Below are 18,198 nucleotides of genomic sequence, written 5' to 3'. Positions count from 1 at the left end.
ACGTGCAAAAAGGAACTTTGAAACAAATTCTATTAATTACAGACGGTTGTTCAAACCAAGGTGAAGATCCAGTTGCTATGGCTGCACTTGCTAGAGAGCAAGGAGTGACCATTAACGTCATAGGTGTAGTAGAACAGGATACGATTGATGAACAAGGGATGAAGGAAATCGAGGGGATTGCAACTGCGGGTGGAGGTGTCAATCAAATCGTCTATTCCACTCAATTGTCACAAACTGTTCAAATGGTAACGAGACAAGCAATGACCCAAACCTTGCAAGGTGTTGTAAATAAGGAGCTCCAGCAAATTCTTGGAGCAAAGACGTCAATGGAAGACCTTCCTCCTGAAAAACGTGGTGAGGTCATGGAAGTAGTTGATGAACTAGGTGAAACTGTTGATTTAGAGGTTCTTGTTTTAGTTGATACAAGTGCGAGTATGAAACATAAACTACCTACAGTAAAGGAGGCTTTGCTTGATCTATCCATTAGCCTAAATGCGAGAATGGGAGACAATCAATTTTCAGTATTTGTATTCCCCGGGAAAAGAGTTGAGGTAGAGAGGGTATTAGATTGGACGCCAAGACTAGAATCCTTGTCTAGTATTTTTCCGAAGCTAACAACTGGTGGAATTACACCAACGGGTCCTGCAATTCGCGAAGCTATTACCTACTTCAAGAAAAAAAGATCTTTAAGGAGTTTGTTGTCTCGTGATGATGAACAATACTACGAAGAGTCAGGTATGTAAGGTTTCCCCTGGTACTGTAATTACTGGAAAATGGCATAAAAAATCATATCGAATTGTAAGACCTTTAGGACAAGGTGCCAATGGTATTGTCTATTTAGCGGAAAGTATGAATGGCCCTGTGGCTTTAAAAATAAGTGAAAATGGCGTGACGATTACGTCAGAGGTAAATGTACTAAAACACTTTTCGAAGGTCCAAGGCTCTGCCCTTGGGCCTTCTTTTATAGATGTTGATGACTGGATAAGACCAGGATATACAAGCCCCATTTCCTTTTATGTAATGGAATATATCAAAGGGGAGACCTTTCTATCTTTTGTAGAAAAAAGAGGAAAAGAGTGGGCGGGTATTTTGTGTTTGCAATTGCTGTCTGATTTAGATCGTCTCCATCAAAATGGATGGGTGTTTGGGGACTTAAAACCTGATAATCTACTTGTTACTGGAAATCCCCCAAGAATCCGTTGTATCGATGTTGGTGGAACAACAGTACAAGGGCGGGCTATTAAGGAGTTTACGGAGTTCTTTGACCGTGGCTATTGGGGAACTGGTTCGAGAAAAGCAGAACCTTCATATGATTTATTTGCGGTTGCAATGATTTTCATTAACACCGCCTACCCGAATCGGTTTACAAGAACCGAACAACCAGTAAAACAATTAAAATCTATTATTGCAAACACAGATTCACTCAGTAAAATAGATACGGTACTTTATCAAGCAATTGATGGGAAATATCAGCGGGCAGCTGAAATGAGAAAAGATTTAGTCGCAAAATTAAGTCGAGCGCAAAAGGCTCAGTCTTCTGCATATCAAACACGGTCAGCGAGAAAGGCCCAATCAAAGACTAGTACTACAACATCAAATGCACATTCCAATTTATCGAGGACAAATAGAAAACCAAAGACGAAAAAACAAAAAGGTGGAGTTCTCGAAACTGTATTATTGTTACTTTTTGTATCACTCGGATATTTACTTTACCTATATGGACAAATCCTGTAAAAATGAGTTACAAAGTGATACGATAAAAATAATGACTTTTACAGATAAGTTAAAAGGATTGGTCCAATCATGATTGAAAAAGTGAACCGATTTATTGAAAAACATGAATTAATATTAAAGGATTCAACGATAATAGTGGGGGTATCTGGGGGGCCAGATTCCCTTGCGCTACTTCATTATTTGCTACACCATCAAAAGGAATCAAGGATTATTGCTGCTCATGTTGACCATATGTTTCGTGGGAAAGAGTCAGAAGAGGATTTATTATATGTAAAAGGATTTTGTGATAGATATCAAATTCCATTTGAATCAATCCAATTCGATGTGACATCCTATAAAAAACAACATGGTCTAAGCTCTCAAGTTGCCGCAAGGGAAGTAAGGTATCAGTTTTTTGATAAGGTGATGAAGAAGCACCAGGCAGACTATTTAGCACTTGGTCATCATGGCGATGACCAAATTGAAACAATACTCATGCGTTTAGTACGTGGTAGCAAAGGAATTGGCTATGCGGGAATGCAAATACAGCGCCCATTTTCATGTGGAAGAATCATTCGCCCATTTTTGGCGGTGACAAAAGCTGAAATTGAAGCCTATTGCAAAGAGTATAATCTTATGCCAAGGCTAGACCCGTCGAATGAAAAGGATGACTACACCAGAAATCGGTTTCGACATTATGTTTTACCATTTTTAAAACAGGAAAATCCTGCTGTTCATGAACATTTTTTACAATTTAATCAGCACTTAACAGAGGATAATCAAGTTTTAGATGAATTAACAATTGAAAAAATGAATACAGTAATGAAAAGGAATGAAAGAAACGAAATAGAGATTGAAATACCTTCATTTTTAACAATGCCAAAATCTTTACAAAGAAGAGGGATTCAACTAATATTAAACTATCTCTACAGGGAACTTCCTCCAACTCTTTCTGCCGTACATATTGACAATTTGTTAACCTTCTTGGCAAGTGACCATCCATCCGGAGAATTACATTTTCCATCTGGTTTGCGAATTGTAAAATCTTATGATAGTTGTACATATACTTATACGGATTATAAGGTGAAATCAAGCCCCTATTGTGTACGCATTGATACATCAGGGCTTTATAAACTTGAAGATGGTAGTGAATTAAAGAGTGAAGTGTGGGAGAGTTATCCCGTTGATGTGGTCGGGAATGATTGCTTTATTATTGATCCAACTATTATTCATTTACCGATTTATGTCCGAACAAGAAAACCTGGGGATAAAATGACATTAAAAGGAATGAATGGTTCCAAAAAAGTGAAGGATATTTTCATTGATGGAAAAATACCACTTCACTGTCGTGACCTTTGGCCGATTGTTCAGGATGATCATGGAGAGATTCTATGGCTTCCAGGATTGAAAAAATCAGCATATGAAGCAACATGTAAAACAAGATCACACTATATCGTACTACAATACACGAAAGTATCTAGGGGGCTTTAAGTAAATGAAGCATGACATTGAGAAGATTTTATTTAGTGAGGAAGAAATCCAGCAAAAAATTAAGGATTTAGGCCATACTTTAACAGAGGACTACAAGGATAAATTTCCTTTAGCGATTGGCATTTTAAAAGGCGCTATGCCTTTTATGGGCGATCTGTTAAAACGAGTGGATACATACTTAGAAATGGATTTTATGGATGTATCAAGCTACGGTAATTCAACAGTATCTTCTGGTGAGGTAAAAATCATTAAGGACTTGGATACGTCTGTTGAAGGAAGGGACATACTAATTATCGAGGATATCATTGATAGTGGACTTACGCTCAGTTATATCGTCGAATTATTCCGTTACCGTAAGGCGAAGTCTATTAAAATTGTCACATTATTGGATAAGCCTACTGGAAGAAAAGCCGATATTAGCGCAGACTATGTTGGATTTATTGTTCCTGATGAATTTGTTGTTGGTTACGGGCTTGATTATGCTGAGAAGTATCGTAATTTACCGTATATTGGAGTGTTAAAACCTGAGGTTTATTCGGAGTAAGTTTCTCTTTCTGGAAAAACTTGTTCTTTTATTGAAACCTTTTTGTAGGTTATACGTAAATCATTTGAATCGCAATTATTATCTATGATACTATTTAGTATAGTTTGTTCACTGCGGGAGGAGGTAAGGGATGAATCGAATTTTTAGAAATGTCATATTCTATTTACTCATATTTTTAGTCATTATCGGTGTGGTTAGCTTTTTCCAAGGAGCAAATGGCCAGCCTGAAGTGATGAAATATGGCAAATTTGTTGAACATCTCGAAGCAGGAGATGTCAAGACTATTACGGTACAACCTGAAAGAGGCGTCTTTGAAGTTAGAGGCCAACTAAACGGGTATAAAGAGGATCAATACTTTGTAACAAATATTATCGGTAGCCAAAATGAAGTTGATCGGATTTATGAGGCTGCGAAGAACGCAGACGTCGATATACTTAAAGCGAAGGAAACAAGTGGTTGGGTAACTTTCTTTACGTCGATTATCCCATTTGTTATTATCTTTATTTTATTCTTCTTCCTACTTAACCAAGCTCAAGGTGGCGGAAGTAGGGTTATGAACTTTGGTAAGAGTAAGGCGAAGTTATATAGCGAAGAGAAGAAAAAGGTTAGATTTAAAGATGTTGCAGGTGCGGATGAAGAGAAACAAGAACTTGTCGAGGTTGTTGATTTCTTAAAAGACCCACGTAAATATGCTGAACTCGGTGCAAGAATTCCTAAAGGGATCCTCCTTAATGGACCTCCTGGAACAGGTAAAACGTTGCTTGCCCGTGCGTGTGCTGGTGAAGCAGGAGTTCCTTTCTTCTCCATCAGTGGTTCGGATTTTGTGGAAATGTTTGTAGGGGTCGGTGCTTCACGTGTGCGTGACCTGTTTGAAAATGCAAAGAAAAACGCGCCATGTATTATTTTCATTGATGAAATTGATGCAGTAGGTCGTCAGCGTGGTGCAGGTCTTGGTGGAGGTCACGACGAGCGTGAGCAAACCCTTAACCAATTGCTAGTAGAGATGGATGGATTCGGTGCAAATGAGGGTATTATCATCATTGCAGCAACAAACCGTCCAGATATTCTAGACCCAGCATTACTACGTCCAGGACGTTTTGACCGTCAAATTACAGTTGACCGTCCAGATGTCAAGGGAAGAGAAGCTGTATTAAAAGTACATGCTCGCAACAAGCCTCTTGATGAGTCAGTTGATTTAAAGGCAATTGCAGCAAGAACTCCAGGTTTCTCTGGTGCAGACCTTGAAAACTTACTTAATGAAGCAGCACTTGTTGCAGCCCGACAAAACAAGAAAAATATTGATATGAACGATCTTGATGAAGCATCAGACCGTGTTATTGCGGGTCCTGCGAAAAAGAATCGAGTCATTTCGAAAAAAGAACGCAATATTGTTGCGTTCCATGAAGCAGGGCATACTGTTATCGGAATGGTTCTGGATGAAGCAGATATGGTTCATAAGGTAACAATTGTACCTCGAGGTCAAGCTGGTGGTTATGCAGTAATGCTTCCTAAGGAAGACCGTTACTTTATGACAAAACCAGAATTATTGGATAAGATCACAGGTTTATTAGGCGGTCGTGTAGCTGAGGAAATTACATTTGGAGAAGTAAGTACAGGTGCTCACAATGACTTCCAACGTGCTACAGGTATTGCTCGTAAAATGGTTACTGAATATGGAATGAGTGAAAAATTAGGTCCTCTTCAATTCGGTCAGGCACAGGGTGGTCAAGTGTTCTTAGGACGCGACATCCATAACGAGCAAAACTACAGTGATGCAATTGCTCACGAAATCGACCTTGAAATTCAACGTTTTATTAAAGAAAGTTATGAAAAAGCTAGAAAAATCCTAACTGAAAATCAGGATAAACTAAAGCTTATCGCTGAAACATTACTTGAGGTTGAAACATTAGATGCTGGTCAAATCAGAAGCCTTTGGGAAGAAGGGAAATTACCCGACCGACCAGTAGGAACTGACAATGAAGACAAATCGAAAGAAGACGTGCGAGTTACAATCAATTCAAAAAAAGATGAGAATGTAACAGAAGGCGAAAACAAGGATAAAGAAGAGTAAAAGTAAAAGGTGCCTACTACCAAATGTAGGCACCTTTTTTGTTGCTTAGAAAAAATGTTATTGTCTATCGTATATTTTAATTGGTTAGTTTGCCTTATGAAATAGCCTTGAGCGATACATTGCAAAAATTGCCTGTATCGAGTAGCTTAAGGTCTTAGTCAATTTGTAAACAAGGCCAGAGAACAAAAGCACGCTAATCGAAGTATGTTATAACTAAGATGAATAGGGCTTCGTGCGTGTGTTCGATGGGTTTAGACTCTTTAATTGTGGAATAATAAAAACGAGATATGTTATGATGTTTCCATTAAGTCATAGTCTTGCTGTAGTTGTCCCAGAATAATAAGGGGAATGTATGGTCTGAGTACACTACGCAAAGACGCATTGAAATAGGGTGGGGATACTTCATGATTTTCGTTTTTGATGTAGGAAATACAAATATGGTTTTAGGGGTCTATGAAAATGATGAACTAAAGCATCATTGGAGAATTGAAACCAGTCGTAATAAAACAGAAGATGAATATGGCCTTGTTATAAAGTCATTATTGGAATATGAAGGCTTAACCTTTGACGATATAAATGGCATTATCATGTCCTCTGTCGTTCCGCCGATTATGTTTGCATTGGAACGGATGTGTCAAAAGTATTTTGGTATTAAGCCGCTTGTAGTGGGGCCAGGCATTAAGACAGGCTTAAACATTAAATACGATAACCCAAGAGAAGTGGGGGCTGATAGAATCGTCAATGCTGTTGCAGGAATTCATTTATATGGTAGTCCGCTCATCATCGTTGATTTTGGTACAGCAACTACATATTGTTACATAAATGAGAAAAAACAATACATGGGTGGAGCCATTGCGCCAGGTATAGCAATCTCTACTGAAGCTTTATATTCAAAGGCAGCAAAACTGCCAAGAATTGAAATAGCGCGCCCAGAAGGGGTCATTGGGCGAAACACTGTAAGTGCCATGCAAGCGGGTATTCTATATGGTTATGTAGGCCAGGTTGAGGGGATTGTCTCACGTATAAAGTCACAAGCAGCTGAAAAACCAACAGTTATTGCAACAGGTGGCCTTGCCCCACTCATATCAGCCGAATCAAATGCAATAGACGAAGTGGATCCATTTTTAACATTAAAGGGATTGCAGCTTATCTATCAACGTAATATGAACTAGATGGCATTGAGTTTACAACAAGAAAAGGAGAATAAAAATGAGTGATTATTTAATTAAAGCATTAGCTTATAATGGACAGGTGCGTGCATACGCGGTAAATTCAACAGAAACTGTTGCTGAGGCACAGAGACGTCACTATACTTGGCCGACTGCCTCTGCAGCACTGGGTAGAACAATGACAGCAGGTGTAATGTTAGGAGCAGCCCTAAAAGGGGAGGATAAGCTCACTATTAAGGTTGAGGGTGGAGGACCAATCGGAATTATCCTCGTTGATGCAAATGCTAAAGGTGAAGTAAGAGGATATGTGACAAACCCTCAAACTCATTTTGACTTAAATCAACATGGAAAGCTGGATGTGAGAAGAGCGGTTGGAACGGATGGAACGTTAACCATCGCAAAGGATATTGGAATGAGGGAACAGTTTTCTGGCCAAGTTCCAATTGTTTCAGGAGAATTGGGGGATGACTTTACCTATTATCTTGTATCTTCTGAGCAAACTCCTTCATCTGTAGGTGTAGGTGTTTTAGTGAACCCTGATAACTCTATATTAGCTGCTGGTGGATTTCTCATTCAGCTTTTGCCAGGTACTGATGAGGAAACCATCACTCAAATTGAAAAAAGACTTCAAGAAATAGAACCCATCTCTAAAATGATTGAAAAGGGATTAACCCCAGAGGATATTTTAGAGGAGATTGTTGGTAAAGATAATCTTAAAATTCTTGATAAGATGCCAGTTTCCTTTGTTTGTCCTTGTTCAAGAGAGCGAATTGAGAGTGCCATCATTAGTTTAGGGAATGAAGAAATCCAGTCGATGATTGATGAAGACGGTAAAGCAGATGCCCAATGTCATTTTTGTAACGAAAATTATCATTTTACAAAAGAAGAACTAATAGAATTAAAAGGTCAGGCAAAGTAGACGTAGTGGGAGATGGGAAAATGAACCGAAAAATATTGTGGTTAATTATTAGTGCTCTCGTTATCACGAATTGTTTGTCAATTGTTTACTTTGTAACTAAAGCAGAAAAAAGCATTGAAGCTTCAAAGACTGTGGTCGCGAGCGGGGAAGAGGAAGTAGTTGCGACCATTGGGGATAAAGTTATTACGAGACAACAATGGTTAAATGAGCTTGAAAACCGATATGGAAAACAAATCTTAGAGGGTATGATTGATGAAGAAGTCGTTCGTCAGATGGCAGAGAAACATAAAATTGAATTAACTGAGGATGCGATTGACCGTGAACTTACTCTGATTAAGACAATGTATAATACGATTGACCATGAAAGAATTAATGACGAACATTGGGCAGAACAAATTGAGTTAAGTATTCTGTTAGAGGAATTGTTAACGAAGGATGCTGTAATACCAGAAGAAGAAATGACTCATTTCTATAAAGAAAATAAACATCTATATGAAATTCCAAAATCTTATCACCTTTCTCATATTGTTGTAAAGACAAAGGAAGAGGCTGAACAAGTAAGAGATGAATTGGCGGACGGTTCAAGTTTTGCGGCGCTCGCGATGGAGAAATCATTGGATGCATTTTCTGCAAATCGGGGTGGAGAGCTAGGGTTTGCGAATGAGGAAAATGGCTATGCACCAAAAAGTTATTTAGAAGTTGCTGAAACACTCAAACCGAATGAATGGAGTGAGCCAATCGAAGTGGAGAATGGCTATGCAGTTATTATTCTCCATGAATCATTGGATGCTGTCTCGTATTCATATGATGATGTTAAGGATCAAATTAAGCGTCAGATTGCAATCGATCAAATGAATGGAAACATTTCGGTAGAACCATTTTGGGAAGAACTTGGTGTGAAGTGGTTCTTTGAAAAAAGTGAATAGTTTCCCTCAATCAAATAAAATATATCAGGTGCTAATTTCCTAGGGCGAAATTCACATTTGTCAGAAAAATTCACAGTTTACTACTAGTAAATTCGTTGACTTTTAAAGATAGAATTGTTAAATTGTAGATAAAACCAATACAAATACTAGGGATTGAGGGTGGAATCATGACAAGAGTAGCAAATTCAATATATGAGTTAATCGGTCAAACACCAGTAGTAAAATTAAATAACTTAGTTGACGAAGATAGTGCAGATGTTTACGTAAAACTTGAGTTCTTTAACCCAGGTAGCAGTGTAAAAGATAGAATCGCTTTAGCGATGATTGAAGCAGCGGAAAAAAGCGGAAAGTTAAAGCCTGGTGATACAATTATAGAGCCGACTAGTGGAAATACTGGAATCGGTTTAGCAATGGTTGCTGCAGCAAAAGGTTTAAAAGCAATCCTTGTCATGCCAGATACAATGAGTATGGAGCGTCGCAATCTTTTACGTGCCTATGGCGCTGAGCTTGTCTTAACTCCAGGGTCTGAAGGGATGCGAGGTGCTGTTAATAAAGCTGAAGAGCTAGTGAAAGAGCACGGCTATTTCATGCCACAACAGTTTAACAACCCAGCTAACCCAGAAATTCATAACATAACAACTGGTAAAGAAATCGTAGAACAAATGGGAGATCAATTAGATGCTTTTGTATCTGGAATTGGTACTGGTGGAACGATTACTGGAGCTGGCCCTGTTCTAAAAGAAAAGTATCCAAATATTAAAATTGTAGCAGTAGAACCAGCTGATTCACCAATTCTTTCAGGTGGAAAACCAGGACCACACAAAATCCAAGGTATTGGAGCAAACTTTGTTCCAGAAGTATTAGATACGGAAGTTTATGATGAAGTCTTTACAGTAAAAAACGAAGAAGCATTTGAGTATGCACGTCGTACAGGTCAGGAGGAAGGTTTCCTAGTAGGGATTTCTTCAGGTGCGGCTATTTACGCAGCGCTTCAGGTTGCCAAAAAATTAGGTAAAGGCAAAAAAGTATTAGCAGTAGTTCCTGATAATGGTGAGCGTTACTTAAGTACAGCTCTTTATCAATTTGAAGAACAATAAGAGAATGAAGAGTTTTATCCTAACGGATGAAACTCTTTTTTTCTATATACTATGTACCAGCGTGTCATGTAAAATAGAGGTGAAAGTGCATGTCCATCAATAGTGGATGAACATGTCCGAGCAAACAAAAGCACTTATTCCTAATGAATCGAACGTTTAAGGTGGTACGGTGCCTTGTGTAAATGGGGTAGGTAGGTATCAGGTGAGGAATCTAAAAAAGATTACCACCCAAGAAAATCCAAGTGTTAGTTTAGCTCGAACTTTGAATAGCCTTAAAAGGAGAGTAGCCTTACATGCATCATAAGAGAGTTTCTTTCTCGAAGAAAATTCCCATTGTTTCGGATAAATGGTATGAAACATATAAACAACTTACACAAAATGAACCTTATCATATGCTTTTAGAAAGCGGGCGTGGAGGAACATACAGCATCATGGGGGTAAAGCCTTTTGCTGTCATTAAAGGAAAAGACCATAGACTTTCGATCACAACCCAAAATGGAACTACTAATATAGATGGAGATCCGCTTATTCATTTTATGGAATGGATGAAATCCTACCAAACAGAGCACCGTCCTGACTTACCTGATTTTCAAGGGGGAGCACTTGGTTTTATCAGTTATGATTATGCAAGATATGTAGAAAAACTGCCAAATCAAGCACAGGATGACCTAGAAACACCAGATTTATATTTTTTAGTCTTCGATGATGTGTTTCTCTATAACCATATTGAACATTCTTTATGGATGATTACTCATGATGAGCTGCATAATGAAGAAAAGGCGAATGAAAGACTAAAGAAATATGAAGAATTATGGTCATCCAAAGATGAGGGGCCTCTACCTATAAAAAGTCTAGAACATCAATATGCAGAATATGATTCTGTTTCCTTGTCTGAACAAGAATTTATCGATGCGGTGGAGAAAGTAAGACATTATATTTCCGAGGGCGATGTATTCCAAGTGAATCTATCGGTACGCAAATCAAAAGAGCTCAAAACTCATCCTCAGGAAATCTATCATACATTGCGTCAAATTAACCCATCCCCTTATATGGCATATATGCATGTTCCAGAGTTTCAAATTGTCAGTGGGTCTCCTGAACTACTAGTCAAGAAAAAGGGAAATGAGGTTCGTACAAGACCAATTGCCGGAACGAGGTCTAGAGGTAAAAATGAAGCAGAGGATCAACATTTAGCAGATGAGTTGATTAATAATGAGAAAGAACGTGCCGAACATGTTATGCTAGTAGACTTAGAACGAAATGACCTTGGCAGAGTATGTGAAAGTGGTACAGTAGCCGTAGACGAATTTATGGTCATTGAAAAGTACTCACATGTGATGCATATTGTTTCAAATGTAATGGGAAGTCTTTCTAAGGATAAAGATCGAGCAGATATCATCAAAGCAACATTCCCAGGGGGAACGATCACAGGTGCTCCGAAGGTTCGAACGATGGAAATCATTGAAGAACTTGAACCAGTTAGAAGAGGTATTTATACTGGTTCCATAGGGTGGATTGGCTTTTCGGGAGATATGGAGTTAAATATCGCAATTCGAACAATGATTGCCAAGGATGGAATCGCTCACGTGCAAGCTGGAGCTGGCATTGTCATCGATTCACACCCAAAACATGAATATCAAGAGTCCTTAAAAAAGGCGCTTGCATTATGGAAGGCGAAAGAGTTGAGTGAAGTAGAGTTGAACAAATATGAGTATGAGGTGAGCAAAGAATGATCGTAATGATTGATAATTATGATTCGTTTACATTTAATTTAGTGCAATATGTTGGGGAATTTGGAGAAGAAATCATCGTCAAGAGAAACGATGAAATCACTATTCAGGAAATAGAAGATTTGAACCCAGATTTAATCATGATTTCACCTGGACCGTGTACACCGAATGAGGCAGGAATAAGCTTAGAGACAATCTCACATTTCGCTGGACGAATTCCGATTTTTGGTGTTTGCTTAGGCCATCAATCGATTGCGCAAGCATTTGGTGGGGACGTAATCAAAGCGGAGAGGCTTATGCATGGGAAGACTTCGGAAATCAAACACGACGGCAAGACCATCTTTTCAGGATTGGAGTACCCATTCACCGCAACGCGTTATCATTCATTAATCGTGAAAAAGGAGACACTTCCTGAGTGCTTTGAAATATCTGCCGAAACGGCTGAAGGTGAAATTATGGCAATACGTCATAGGGAGTACCCTATAGAAGGTGTTCAATTCCATCCTGAATCCATTATGACGACAGCTGGCAAACAGTTAATTCAAAATGTAATAGAACACTATATTAGAAATGAGAAGGAAACATGTACCTCTATTTAAACGGTGAAATAGTTAAAAGGGAATATGCACGTATTTCCCCATTTGACCATGGTTTTTTATATGGGATGGGTCTGTTTGAAACATTTAGAATTTATGATGGTCATCCGTTTTTACTAGATGACCATCTTGTGCGTTTACAGTCTGGATTAAATGATATAAGAATTAAAAAGTCATTTAGTCGTCTTGAAGTGAAGAACATTCTTCAAGATTTACTAGCAGCTAATGGTTTAAAACATGCATATGTTCGTTTTAATGTGTCTGCTGGAATCGGTGAAGTGGCTCTGCCAACAACGGATTATCTTGAGCCTTCTGTTATTGTGTTTATGAAGGAGATACCGCCTAGAATCGAGGAAAAAAGAGCACGATTTTTACAGACCACTCGAAATAGCCCAGAGGGAGATTTTCGTCTTAAATCACACCACTTTTTAAATAATATCTATGGGAAAAGAGAAATCGGCAATGATCCAGCGATTGAGGGGGTCTTTTTAACAAAGGAAGGTTTTCTTGCGGAAGGGATTACTTCTAATCTTTTTTGGGTAAAAGGGGAGACTTTGTTTACACCAGCACTTCAAACGGGGATACTAAATGGTGTAACTCGCAGCTTTGTCATGCGATTAGCATCTTCTATCGGATTAAACGTACAGGAAGGTTTGTATTTCCCTGAACAGATCCTCCAGAGTGATGAGGCCTTTATTACAAATTCAATCCAAGAAATAGTCCCTTTAAGTGAAGTTGAAAACTACATATTCATGGGCAAAAACGGCTTTACGAAAAAACTACAATCCGTTTATTCGCAATATCGGACAAGTCTATGGAGTTTGAACGAATTAACGTAATACGAGAAAAAAATCCCAATGAAATGAAATAATTTACATCTTAGACGCCTATTCTTGTTGCAACGAACTAGGTAGCGTTTTCATGGCCTCTTTAGGTAGTTAAAGCTTAAGAACAAAGACAAAACGGCGCCGTTTCTAAAGAGTGGCATCATTTTTGTATCCCTCGTCTGGGCTAGAAAAATCCACCTAAAACCCGCCAAGTCGTATTTTTGTTTGAGTAAAGGAGATATGGAATTGGACCAAAACAGAAATAGGAGACCATCGTTAGCGTGTGGTCCGTATCAATTAGATTTTTCAAAGAAGACTATGATTATGGGAATTCTTAATATCACACCAGATTCTTTCTCGGATGGTGGCTCTTATGTAGATCTAAATGCTGCTATCAAGCATGCAAGGGAAATGGTTGAGGATGGTGCTGATATTATTGATGTTGGTGGCGAATCTACAAGGCCAGGACATGAAAGAATATCTGATGAGGAAGAGATTGCTAGAGTGGTTCCAGTCATTAAGGCGCTGGTAAAGGAAGTCAACGTTCCTATTTCAATTGATACGTATAAATCAGAAGTTGCGAAACAAGCCATTGAAGCTGGAGCACATATTATTAATGATATTTGGGGCGCAAAAGCGGATCCTAAAATGGCAGAAGTAGCGGCAACTTATCATGTCCCAATCATCCTTATGCATAATCGAGATAATAAAAATTATTCAAATCTTATTGATGATATGATCATTGACTTAAAGGAAAGTATTGAAATAGTAAGGAAAGCAGGAGTGAAGGACGAAAACATTATCTTAGACCCAGGAGTAGGTTTTGCTAAGACCTTTGAAGATAACATCGAAACAATTCGTCAGTTAGATCGATTTTATGAGCTAGGCTATCCTGTCCTTCTCGGAACTTCAAGAAAAACCTTTATTGGGAACGTTTTTGATTTACCACCAACTGAACGTGATGAAGGAACGGGAGCAACTACCTGTATAGGTATTCAAAAAGGCTGTGATATTGTCCGTGTTCACAATGTTAAGATGAATGCACGACTCGCGAAAATGATGGATGTTCTTGTTGGTAAAGGGGCAGTGCAATAATGGACAAAATTTACGTGAACCAAATGCAGTTTTACGGCTATCATGGTGTTTTTCCAGAAGAAACAAAATTAGGTCAGCGTTTTTATGTAGACCTTACGGTGGAAGTGGATGTCAAAAAAGCTGGTGAAACGGATAAACTTGAGTATTCTGTTCATTATGGTGAGCTTTATCATCTTTGTAAAGACATTGTGGAAGGAAAGCCATATAAATTGCTAGAAGCCGTAGCTGAAAAAATAGCAACTGAGATTTTGAAGCATTTTACCTTGGTTTCAAGCTGCACAATAAAAGTGACGAAACCAGATCCACCAATTCCTGGGCAACTTCAATCGGTTGCTGTTGAAATTTCAAGGAGTCGACAACATGCCTAATACTGCTTTCATTTCTCTTGGAACGAATATAGGAGAACGGGAATATTATTTGCGAACTGGTATACAGGCGATACAAGATCTAGGAATTATAATCTCTGATTTTTCATCGATATATGAGACAGATCCAGTTGGATATGTAGATCAAGATCCATTTTTAAATATGGTAATTAAAGTAAGGACAAATTTGTCACCTCTAGATTTACTGCAGGTTTTACAGAAAATCGAGCTCGATTCTGGAAGGGAAAGGAAAATTAGGTGGGGCCCACGAACATTAGACCTTGACATTTTACTTTATAATAATGAAAATACTGAAACAGAGCGTCTTATTATTCCACATCCCCGAATGACAGAGCGGGCTTTTGTTCTGGTACCATTAGCTGAAATAGACGAGGATATACACATTCCGGCAGTATCGAAACCGATATCCTTACTACTAGACGAATTACAAGACAGAGAAGGTGTACGTATATGGAAGCGGAGAAGTGGGGAAGACGTATTCGCGCTTTTCGTAAATTAAAAGGCTATACTCAAGAAGGTTTGGCAAAAGATCTAGGAATATCCGTCTCACTTGTTGGAGAGGTCGAGCGAGGAACGCGAGTCCCTAGTCAGATATTTTTACAAAGGGTTTCAGAAATACTAAAAGTGCCCCTTGAAGACCTAACTCCCAAAAATATAGATAAATAATAAATGGCTATTATTATAGGAAGGAGGGATACCTTGTTAAAAATCGGTGATATCGAAATGAAAAACCAGGTCGTTCTTGCACCAATGGCTGGGGTATGTAATTCTGCATTCCGCCTAACAGTAAAGGAATTCGGTGCAGGTTTGGTTTGTGCAGAAATGGTAAGCGATAAAGCAATCCTCTATAAAAATGCAAAAACAATGGGTATGTTATATATAGATGAACGTGAAAAACCATTAAGTCTTCAAATCTTTGGTGGAGAAAAAGACACACTAGTAGAAGCGGCGAAGTTTGTCGATAAAAATACGACAGCTGATATTATCGATATTAATATGGGATGCCCAGTACCTAAGATCACAAAATGTGATGCGGGTGCTAAGTGGCTTTTAGATCCTAATAAAATATATGAAATGGTTTCAGCTGTAGTAGATGCAGTAGATAAACCTGTTACCGTTAAAATGCGTATGGGCTGGGATGAAAATCATATCTATGCCATTCAAAATGCCCAAGCGATAGAGCGTGCTGGAGGTCAAGCGGTGGCTCTGCATGGTCGAACGCGAGTCCAGATGTACGAAGGACAAGCAAACTGGGACATTATTAGACAGGTAAAACAATCTGTTAATATTCCTGTAATCGGCAATGGGGATGTGAAAACACCACAGGATGCAAAAAGAATGCTGGATGAAACAGGTTGTGATGGTGTCATGATCGGTCGTGCTGCATTAGGAAATCCGTGGATGATCTACCAAACAGTCAAATATTTAGAAACTGGTGAACTAACTGACGAACCAGGTGTAAGAGAGAAAATTGATGTATCCATACTTCATTTAGATCGTCTAATTGATTTAAAGAATGAAGATATTGCAGTTAGGGAATTCAGAAAGCATGCTGCATGGTATCTGAAGGGAATCCGTGGCAACGCAATTGTTCGTAATGGGGTAAACAATTGTAACACGCGTGATGAATTAGTATCACTTTTACAAAACTTCGTAGAAGAAATGGAAGCAAAGGAAGCAAACAGTGCGAAGGTTGTTTGACATCGAAAGTTCCCTACACTATAATACCCGTAAGCAGCCTACTGCCAGTTTAACACTGGCAGTTTTTCTGCTTTACGTTTATATTGGAATAGGACAAGAAAAAAGTGTTCGTTTTTCATAGATATTAGGTGACAAAATAGGAGTTGAAAAAAATGAATCACGAGGAATTAAATGACCAATTAATAGTAAGAAGAGAAAAGTTACATAATTTACGAGAAATGGGAGTAGACCCATTTGGTAAAAAATTTGAAAGAACGCATAGTACACGTGAATTGATTGATCTTTATAACGAGTTCACAAAAGAACAACTTGATGAAAAAGAAGTCAGTGTAGCGATTGCTGGTCGTATCATGACTAAACGCGGGAAAGGAAAAGCTGGATTTACTCATATTCAAGACCTAACAGGTCAAATCCAACTATATGTTCGTCTTGATTCTGTTGGAGAAGAGCAGTATGAAGTATTTAATATTGTGGATCTAGGGGATATTGTAGGTGTTTCTGGAACTGTATTTAAAACAAAAGTGGGAGAGCTTTCTATAAAAGTTACTTCATTTGAACTCCTATCAAAAGCGTTACGTCCGTTACCTGACAAATTCCATGGCTTAAAGGATGTTGAACAACGCTATCGTCAACGTTACCTAGACCTAATCATGAGTCCAGATAGCAAAGAGACATTTATTACACGAAGTAAAATCATCAGATCCATGAGACGCTATTTAGATGACCATGGGTACCTTGAAGTAGAAACACCTATGATGCACTCAATCCCTGGTGGAGCATCTGCACGCCCGTTTATTACTCATCATAATGCGTTAGATATTGAGTTGTACATGCGAATTGCGATTGAACTTCATCTAAAACGTCTAATCGTTGGTGGATTAGAAAAAGTATACGAAATTGGTCGAGTTTTCCGTAATGAGGGAGTCTCAACTCGTCACAACCCTGAATTCACTATGATTGAATTATATGAAGCATATGCTGATTACAAAGACATCATGAGTCTAACAGAAAACCTAATCGCTCATATTGCTCAAGAAGTACTTGGAACTACAACTGTTGCTTACGGTGACCACCAAATAGACTTAAAACCAGAGTGGAAACGACTGCATATGGTTGATGCAATCAAGGAATATGTAGGTGTAGACTTCTGGAAGGAAATGAGTATAGAAGAAGCAAGACAACTTGCGAAAGAACATGATGTAGAGATTAATGAAAATATGCAATACGGTCATATTGTAAATGAGTTCTTTGAGCAAAAAATTGAGGACAAGCTTATCCAACCGACATTCATTTATGGACATCCTGTTGAAATCTCACCACTTGCGAAAAAGAATCCAGAAGATCCAAGATTTACGGATCGTTTTGAATTATTCATTGTTGGAAGAGAACATGCTAATGCATTTACAGAGCTAAATGATCCGATTGACCAACGTCAAAGATTTGAAGCCCAACTTAAAGAAAGAGAGCAGGGAAATGACGAAGCTCATATGATGGATGAGGATTTCGTTGAAGCCTTAGAATACGGTCTACCTCCAACTGGTGGATTAGGAATTGGAATTGATAGACTTGTTATGCTCTTAACGAATTCACCTTCAATAAGAGATGTACTACTTTTCCCACAGATGCGTCATAAATAAGCTGATAAAAAATAGAGTGGAAACCCCACTCTATTTTTTTAAAAATGTATATAGGAAATTTTTCTAGAATAATTTTTAAGAAAAACCTTGCGCTAAAACTTATGTGATGGTATATTATAAATCTGCCGCCGAGATGCGGTGGTGAAATAAAAAAGTTTTAAAAAGTTATTGACTATCGAAAAGATAGATGATATTATTAAAAAGTTGCTTCGAGAGAGCAACAAGCATTAAAGAGTTCTTTGAAAACTGAACACAATACAAGCGTCAACGTTAATTCTAAGTAACAAATTTATTGA

At 38.3% G+C, this 18,198-nt stretch carries 18 protein-coding genes; all 18 read left to right on the top strand.

All coding sequences use genetic code 11. The features are described 5' to 3' along the window. Positions 1-2 precede the first annotated feature (2 nt). Complete coding sequence (locus ACWPVE_RS08740; RefSeq protein ID WP_453992518.1) at positions 3-743, top strand: VWA domain-containing protein; 741 nt, start codon at positions 3-5, stop codon at positions 741-743. Next, the gene (locus ACWPVE_RS08735; protein ID WP_453997429.1) at positions 709-1,734 is read left to right on the top strand and encodes a protein kinase domain-containing protein; all 1,026 of its coding nucleotides are present in this window, start codon (positions 709-711) and stop codon (positions 1,732-1,734) included. The genes ACWPVE_RS08740 and ACWPVE_RS08735 overlap by 35 nt, the downstream gene beginning before the upstream one ends. A 69-nt stretch (positions 1,735-1,803) precedes the next feature. Further along, complete coding sequence (tilS, locus tag ACWPVE_RS08730; protein ID WP_453992516.1) at positions 1,804-3,204, top strand: tRNA lysidine(34) synthetase TilS; 1,401 nt, start codon at positions 1,804-1,806, stop codon at positions 3,202-3,204. Between the two features lie 4 nt (positions 3,205-3,208). Next, positions 3,209-3,748: a hypoxanthine phosphoribosyltransferase gene (gene hpt, locus ACWPVE_RS08725; RefSeq protein WP_453992514.1), complete on the top strand. Its 540-nt coding sequence runs from the start codon at positions 3,209-3,211 to the stop codon at positions 3,746-3,748. Positions 3,749-3,878: 130 nt separating this feature from the next. Further along, on the top strand, positions 3,879-5,819 hold the full coding sequence (ftsH, locus tag ACWPVE_RS08720) for an ATP-dependent zinc metalloprotease FtsH (protein WP_453992513.1): 1,941 nt from the start codon (positions 3,879-3,881) through the stop codon (positions 5,817-5,819). 404 nt (positions 5,820-6,223) lie between these two features. Further along, positions 6,224-6,991: a type III pantothenate kinase gene (locus tag ACWPVE_RS08715; protein WP_453992511.1), complete on the top strand. Its 768-nt coding sequence runs from the start codon at positions 6,224-6,226 to the stop codon at positions 6,989-6,991. Between the two features lie 37 nt (positions 6,992-7,028). Further along, positions 7,029-7,907 carry an Hsp33 family molecular chaperone HslO gene (gene hslO / locus ACWPVE_RS08710; RefSeq protein WP_453992509.1) on the top strand — a complete coding sequence of 293 codons (879 nt, stop codon included), beginning with the start codon at positions 7,029-7,031 and terminating at the stop codon, positions 7,905-7,907. Positions 7,908-7,927: 20 nt separating this feature from the next. Then, entirely contained in the window at positions 7,928-8,833 is a 906-nt protein-coding gene (locus ACWPVE_RS08705) for a peptidyl-prolyl cis-trans isomerase (protein WP_453992507.1), read from the top strand. Positions 8,834-9,000: 167 nt separating this feature from the next. Continuing rightward, positions 9,001-9,930 carry a cysteine synthase A gene (cysK, locus tag ACWPVE_RS08700; protein WP_453992505.1) on the top strand — a complete coding sequence of 310 codons (930 nt, stop codon included), beginning with the start codon at positions 9,001-9,003 and terminating at the stop codon, positions 9,928-9,930. Between the two features lie 293 nt (positions 9,931-10,223). After that, the gene (locus ACWPVE_RS08695; RefSeq protein WP_453992503.1) at positions 10,224-11,663 is read left to right on the top strand and encodes an anthranilate synthase component I family protein; all 1,440 of its coding nucleotides are present in this window, start codon (positions 10,224-10,226) and stop codon (positions 11,661-11,663) included. Next, on the top strand, positions 11,660-12,259 hold the full coding sequence (gene pabA, locus ACWPVE_RS08690) for an aminodeoxychorismate/anthranilate synthase component II (protein ID WP_453992501.1): 600 nt from the start codon (positions 11,660-11,662) through the stop codon (positions 12,257-12,259). The genes ACWPVE_RS08695 and pabA overlap by 4 nt, the downstream gene beginning before the upstream one ends. Then, positions 12,244-13,095, top strand: coding sequence for an aminodeoxychorismate lyase (gene pabC / locus ACWPVE_RS08685; protein WP_453992499.1), 852 nt, complete (start codon positions 12,244-12,246; stop codon positions 13,093-13,095). Before pabA ends, pabC begins: the two co-directional genes overlap by 16 nt. A 306-nt stretch (positions 13,096-13,401) precedes the next feature. After that, entirely contained in the window at positions 13,402-14,178 is a 777-nt protein-coding gene (folP, locus tag ACWPVE_RS08680) for a dihydropteroate synthase (protein ID WP_453997427.1), read from the top strand. Then, a complete protein-coding gene (gene folB, locus ACWPVE_RS08675; protein ID WP_453992497.1) occupies positions 14,178-14,546 on the top strand; it encodes a dihydroneopterin aldolase in 369 nt (122 codons plus the stop codon). The genes folP and folB overlap by 1 nt, the downstream gene beginning before the upstream one ends. Further along, complete coding sequence (gene folK / locus ACWPVE_RS08670; RefSeq protein WP_453992496.1) at positions 14,539-15,063, top strand: 2-amino-4-hydroxy-6-hydroxymethyldihydropteridine diphosphokinase; 525 nt, start codon at positions 14,539-14,541, stop codon at positions 15,061-15,063. Before folB ends, folK begins: the two co-directional genes overlap by 8 nt. Then, complete coding sequence (locus ACWPVE_RS08665) at positions 15,015-15,230, top strand: helix-turn-helix domain-containing protein (RefSeq protein WP_453992494.1); 216 nt, start codon at positions 15,015-15,017, stop codon at positions 15,228-15,230. Before folK ends, ACWPVE_RS08665 begins: the two co-directional genes overlap by 49 nt. A gap of 33 nt (positions 15,231-15,263) precedes the next feature. Next, entirely contained in the window at positions 15,264-16,265 is a 1,002-nt protein-coding gene (gene dusB, locus ACWPVE_RS08660) for a tRNA dihydrouridine synthase DusB (RefSeq protein WP_453992492.1), read from the top strand. A gap of 152 nt (positions 16,266-16,417) precedes the next feature. Next, complete coding sequence (gene lysS / locus ACWPVE_RS08655; protein WP_453992491.1) at positions 16,418-17,902, top strand: lysine--tRNA ligase; 1,485 nt, start codon at positions 16,418-16,420, stop codon at positions 17,900-17,902. Positions 17,903-18,198: the final 296 nt, after the last annotated feature.

This window comes from Bacillus nitroreducens (assembly GCF_964021195.1).
This window is presented reverse-complemented; position numbering and strand designations above follow the sequence as displayed.

What these genes read in the sequence shown, in the direction of transcription:
- ACWPVE_RS08735 (WP_453997429.1), top strand. Translation starts at nt 709, where the DNA reads ATGATGAACAATACTACGAAGAGTCAGGTATGTAAGGTTTCCCCTGGT.
- tilS (WP_453992516.1), top strand. Translation starts at nt 1,804, where the DNA reads ATGATTGAAAAAGTGAACCGATTTATTGAAAAACATGAATTAATATTA.
- hpt (WP_453992514.1), top strand. Translation starts at nt 3,209, where the DNA reads ATGAAGCATGACATTGAGAAGATTTTATTTAGTGAGGAAGAAATCCAG.
- ftsH (WP_453992513.1), top strand. Translation starts at nt 3,879, where the DNA reads ATGAATCGAATTTTTAGAAATGTCATATTCTATTTACTCATATTTTTA.
- ACWPVE_RS08715 (WP_453992511.1), top strand. Translation starts at nt 6,224, where the DNA reads ATGATTTTCGTTTTTGATGTAGGAAATACAAATATGGTTTTAGGGGTC.
- hslO (WP_453992509.1), top strand. Translation starts at nt 7,029, where the DNA reads ATGAGTGATTATTTAATTAAAGCATTAGCTTATAATGGACAGGTGCGT.
- ACWPVE_RS08705 (WP_453992507.1), top strand. Translation starts at nt 7,928, where the DNA reads ATGAACCGAAAAATATTGTGGTTAATTATTAGTGCTCTCGTTATCACG.
- cysK (WP_453992505.1), top strand. Translation starts at nt 9,001, where the DNA reads ATGACAAGAGTAGCAAATTCAATATATGAGTTAATCGGTCAAACACCA.
- ACWPVE_RS08695 (WP_453992503.1), top strand. Translation starts at nt 10,224, where the DNA reads ATGCATCATAAGAGAGTTTCTTTCTCGAAGAAAATTCCCATTGTTTCG.
- pabA (WP_453992501.1), top strand. Translation starts at nt 11,660, where the DNA reads ATGATCGTAATGATTGATAATTATGATTCGTTTACATTTAATTTAGTG.
- pabC (WP_453992499.1), top strand. Translation starts at nt 12,244, where the DNA reads ATGTACCTCTATTTAAACGGTGAAATAGTTAAAAGGGAATATGCACGT.
- folP (WP_453997427.1), top strand. Translation starts at nt 13,402, where the DNA reads ATGATTATGGGAATTCTTAATATCACACCAGATTCTTTCTCGGATGGT.
- folB (WP_453992497.1), top strand. Translation starts at nt 14,178, where the DNA reads ATGGACAAAATTTACGTGAACCAAATGCAGTTTTACGGCTATCATGGT.
- folK (WP_453992496.1), top strand. Translation starts at nt 14,539, where the DNA reads ATGCCTAATACTGCTTTCATTTCTCTTGGAACGAATATAGGAGAACGG.
- ACWPVE_RS08665 (WP_453992494.1), top strand. Translation starts at nt 15,015, where the DNA reads ATGGAAGCGGAGAAGTGGGGAAGACGTATTCGCGCTTTTCGTAAATTA.
- lysS (WP_453992491.1), top strand. Translation starts at nt 16,418, where the DNA reads ATGAATCACGAGGAATTAAATGACCAATTAATAGTAAGAAGAGAAAAG.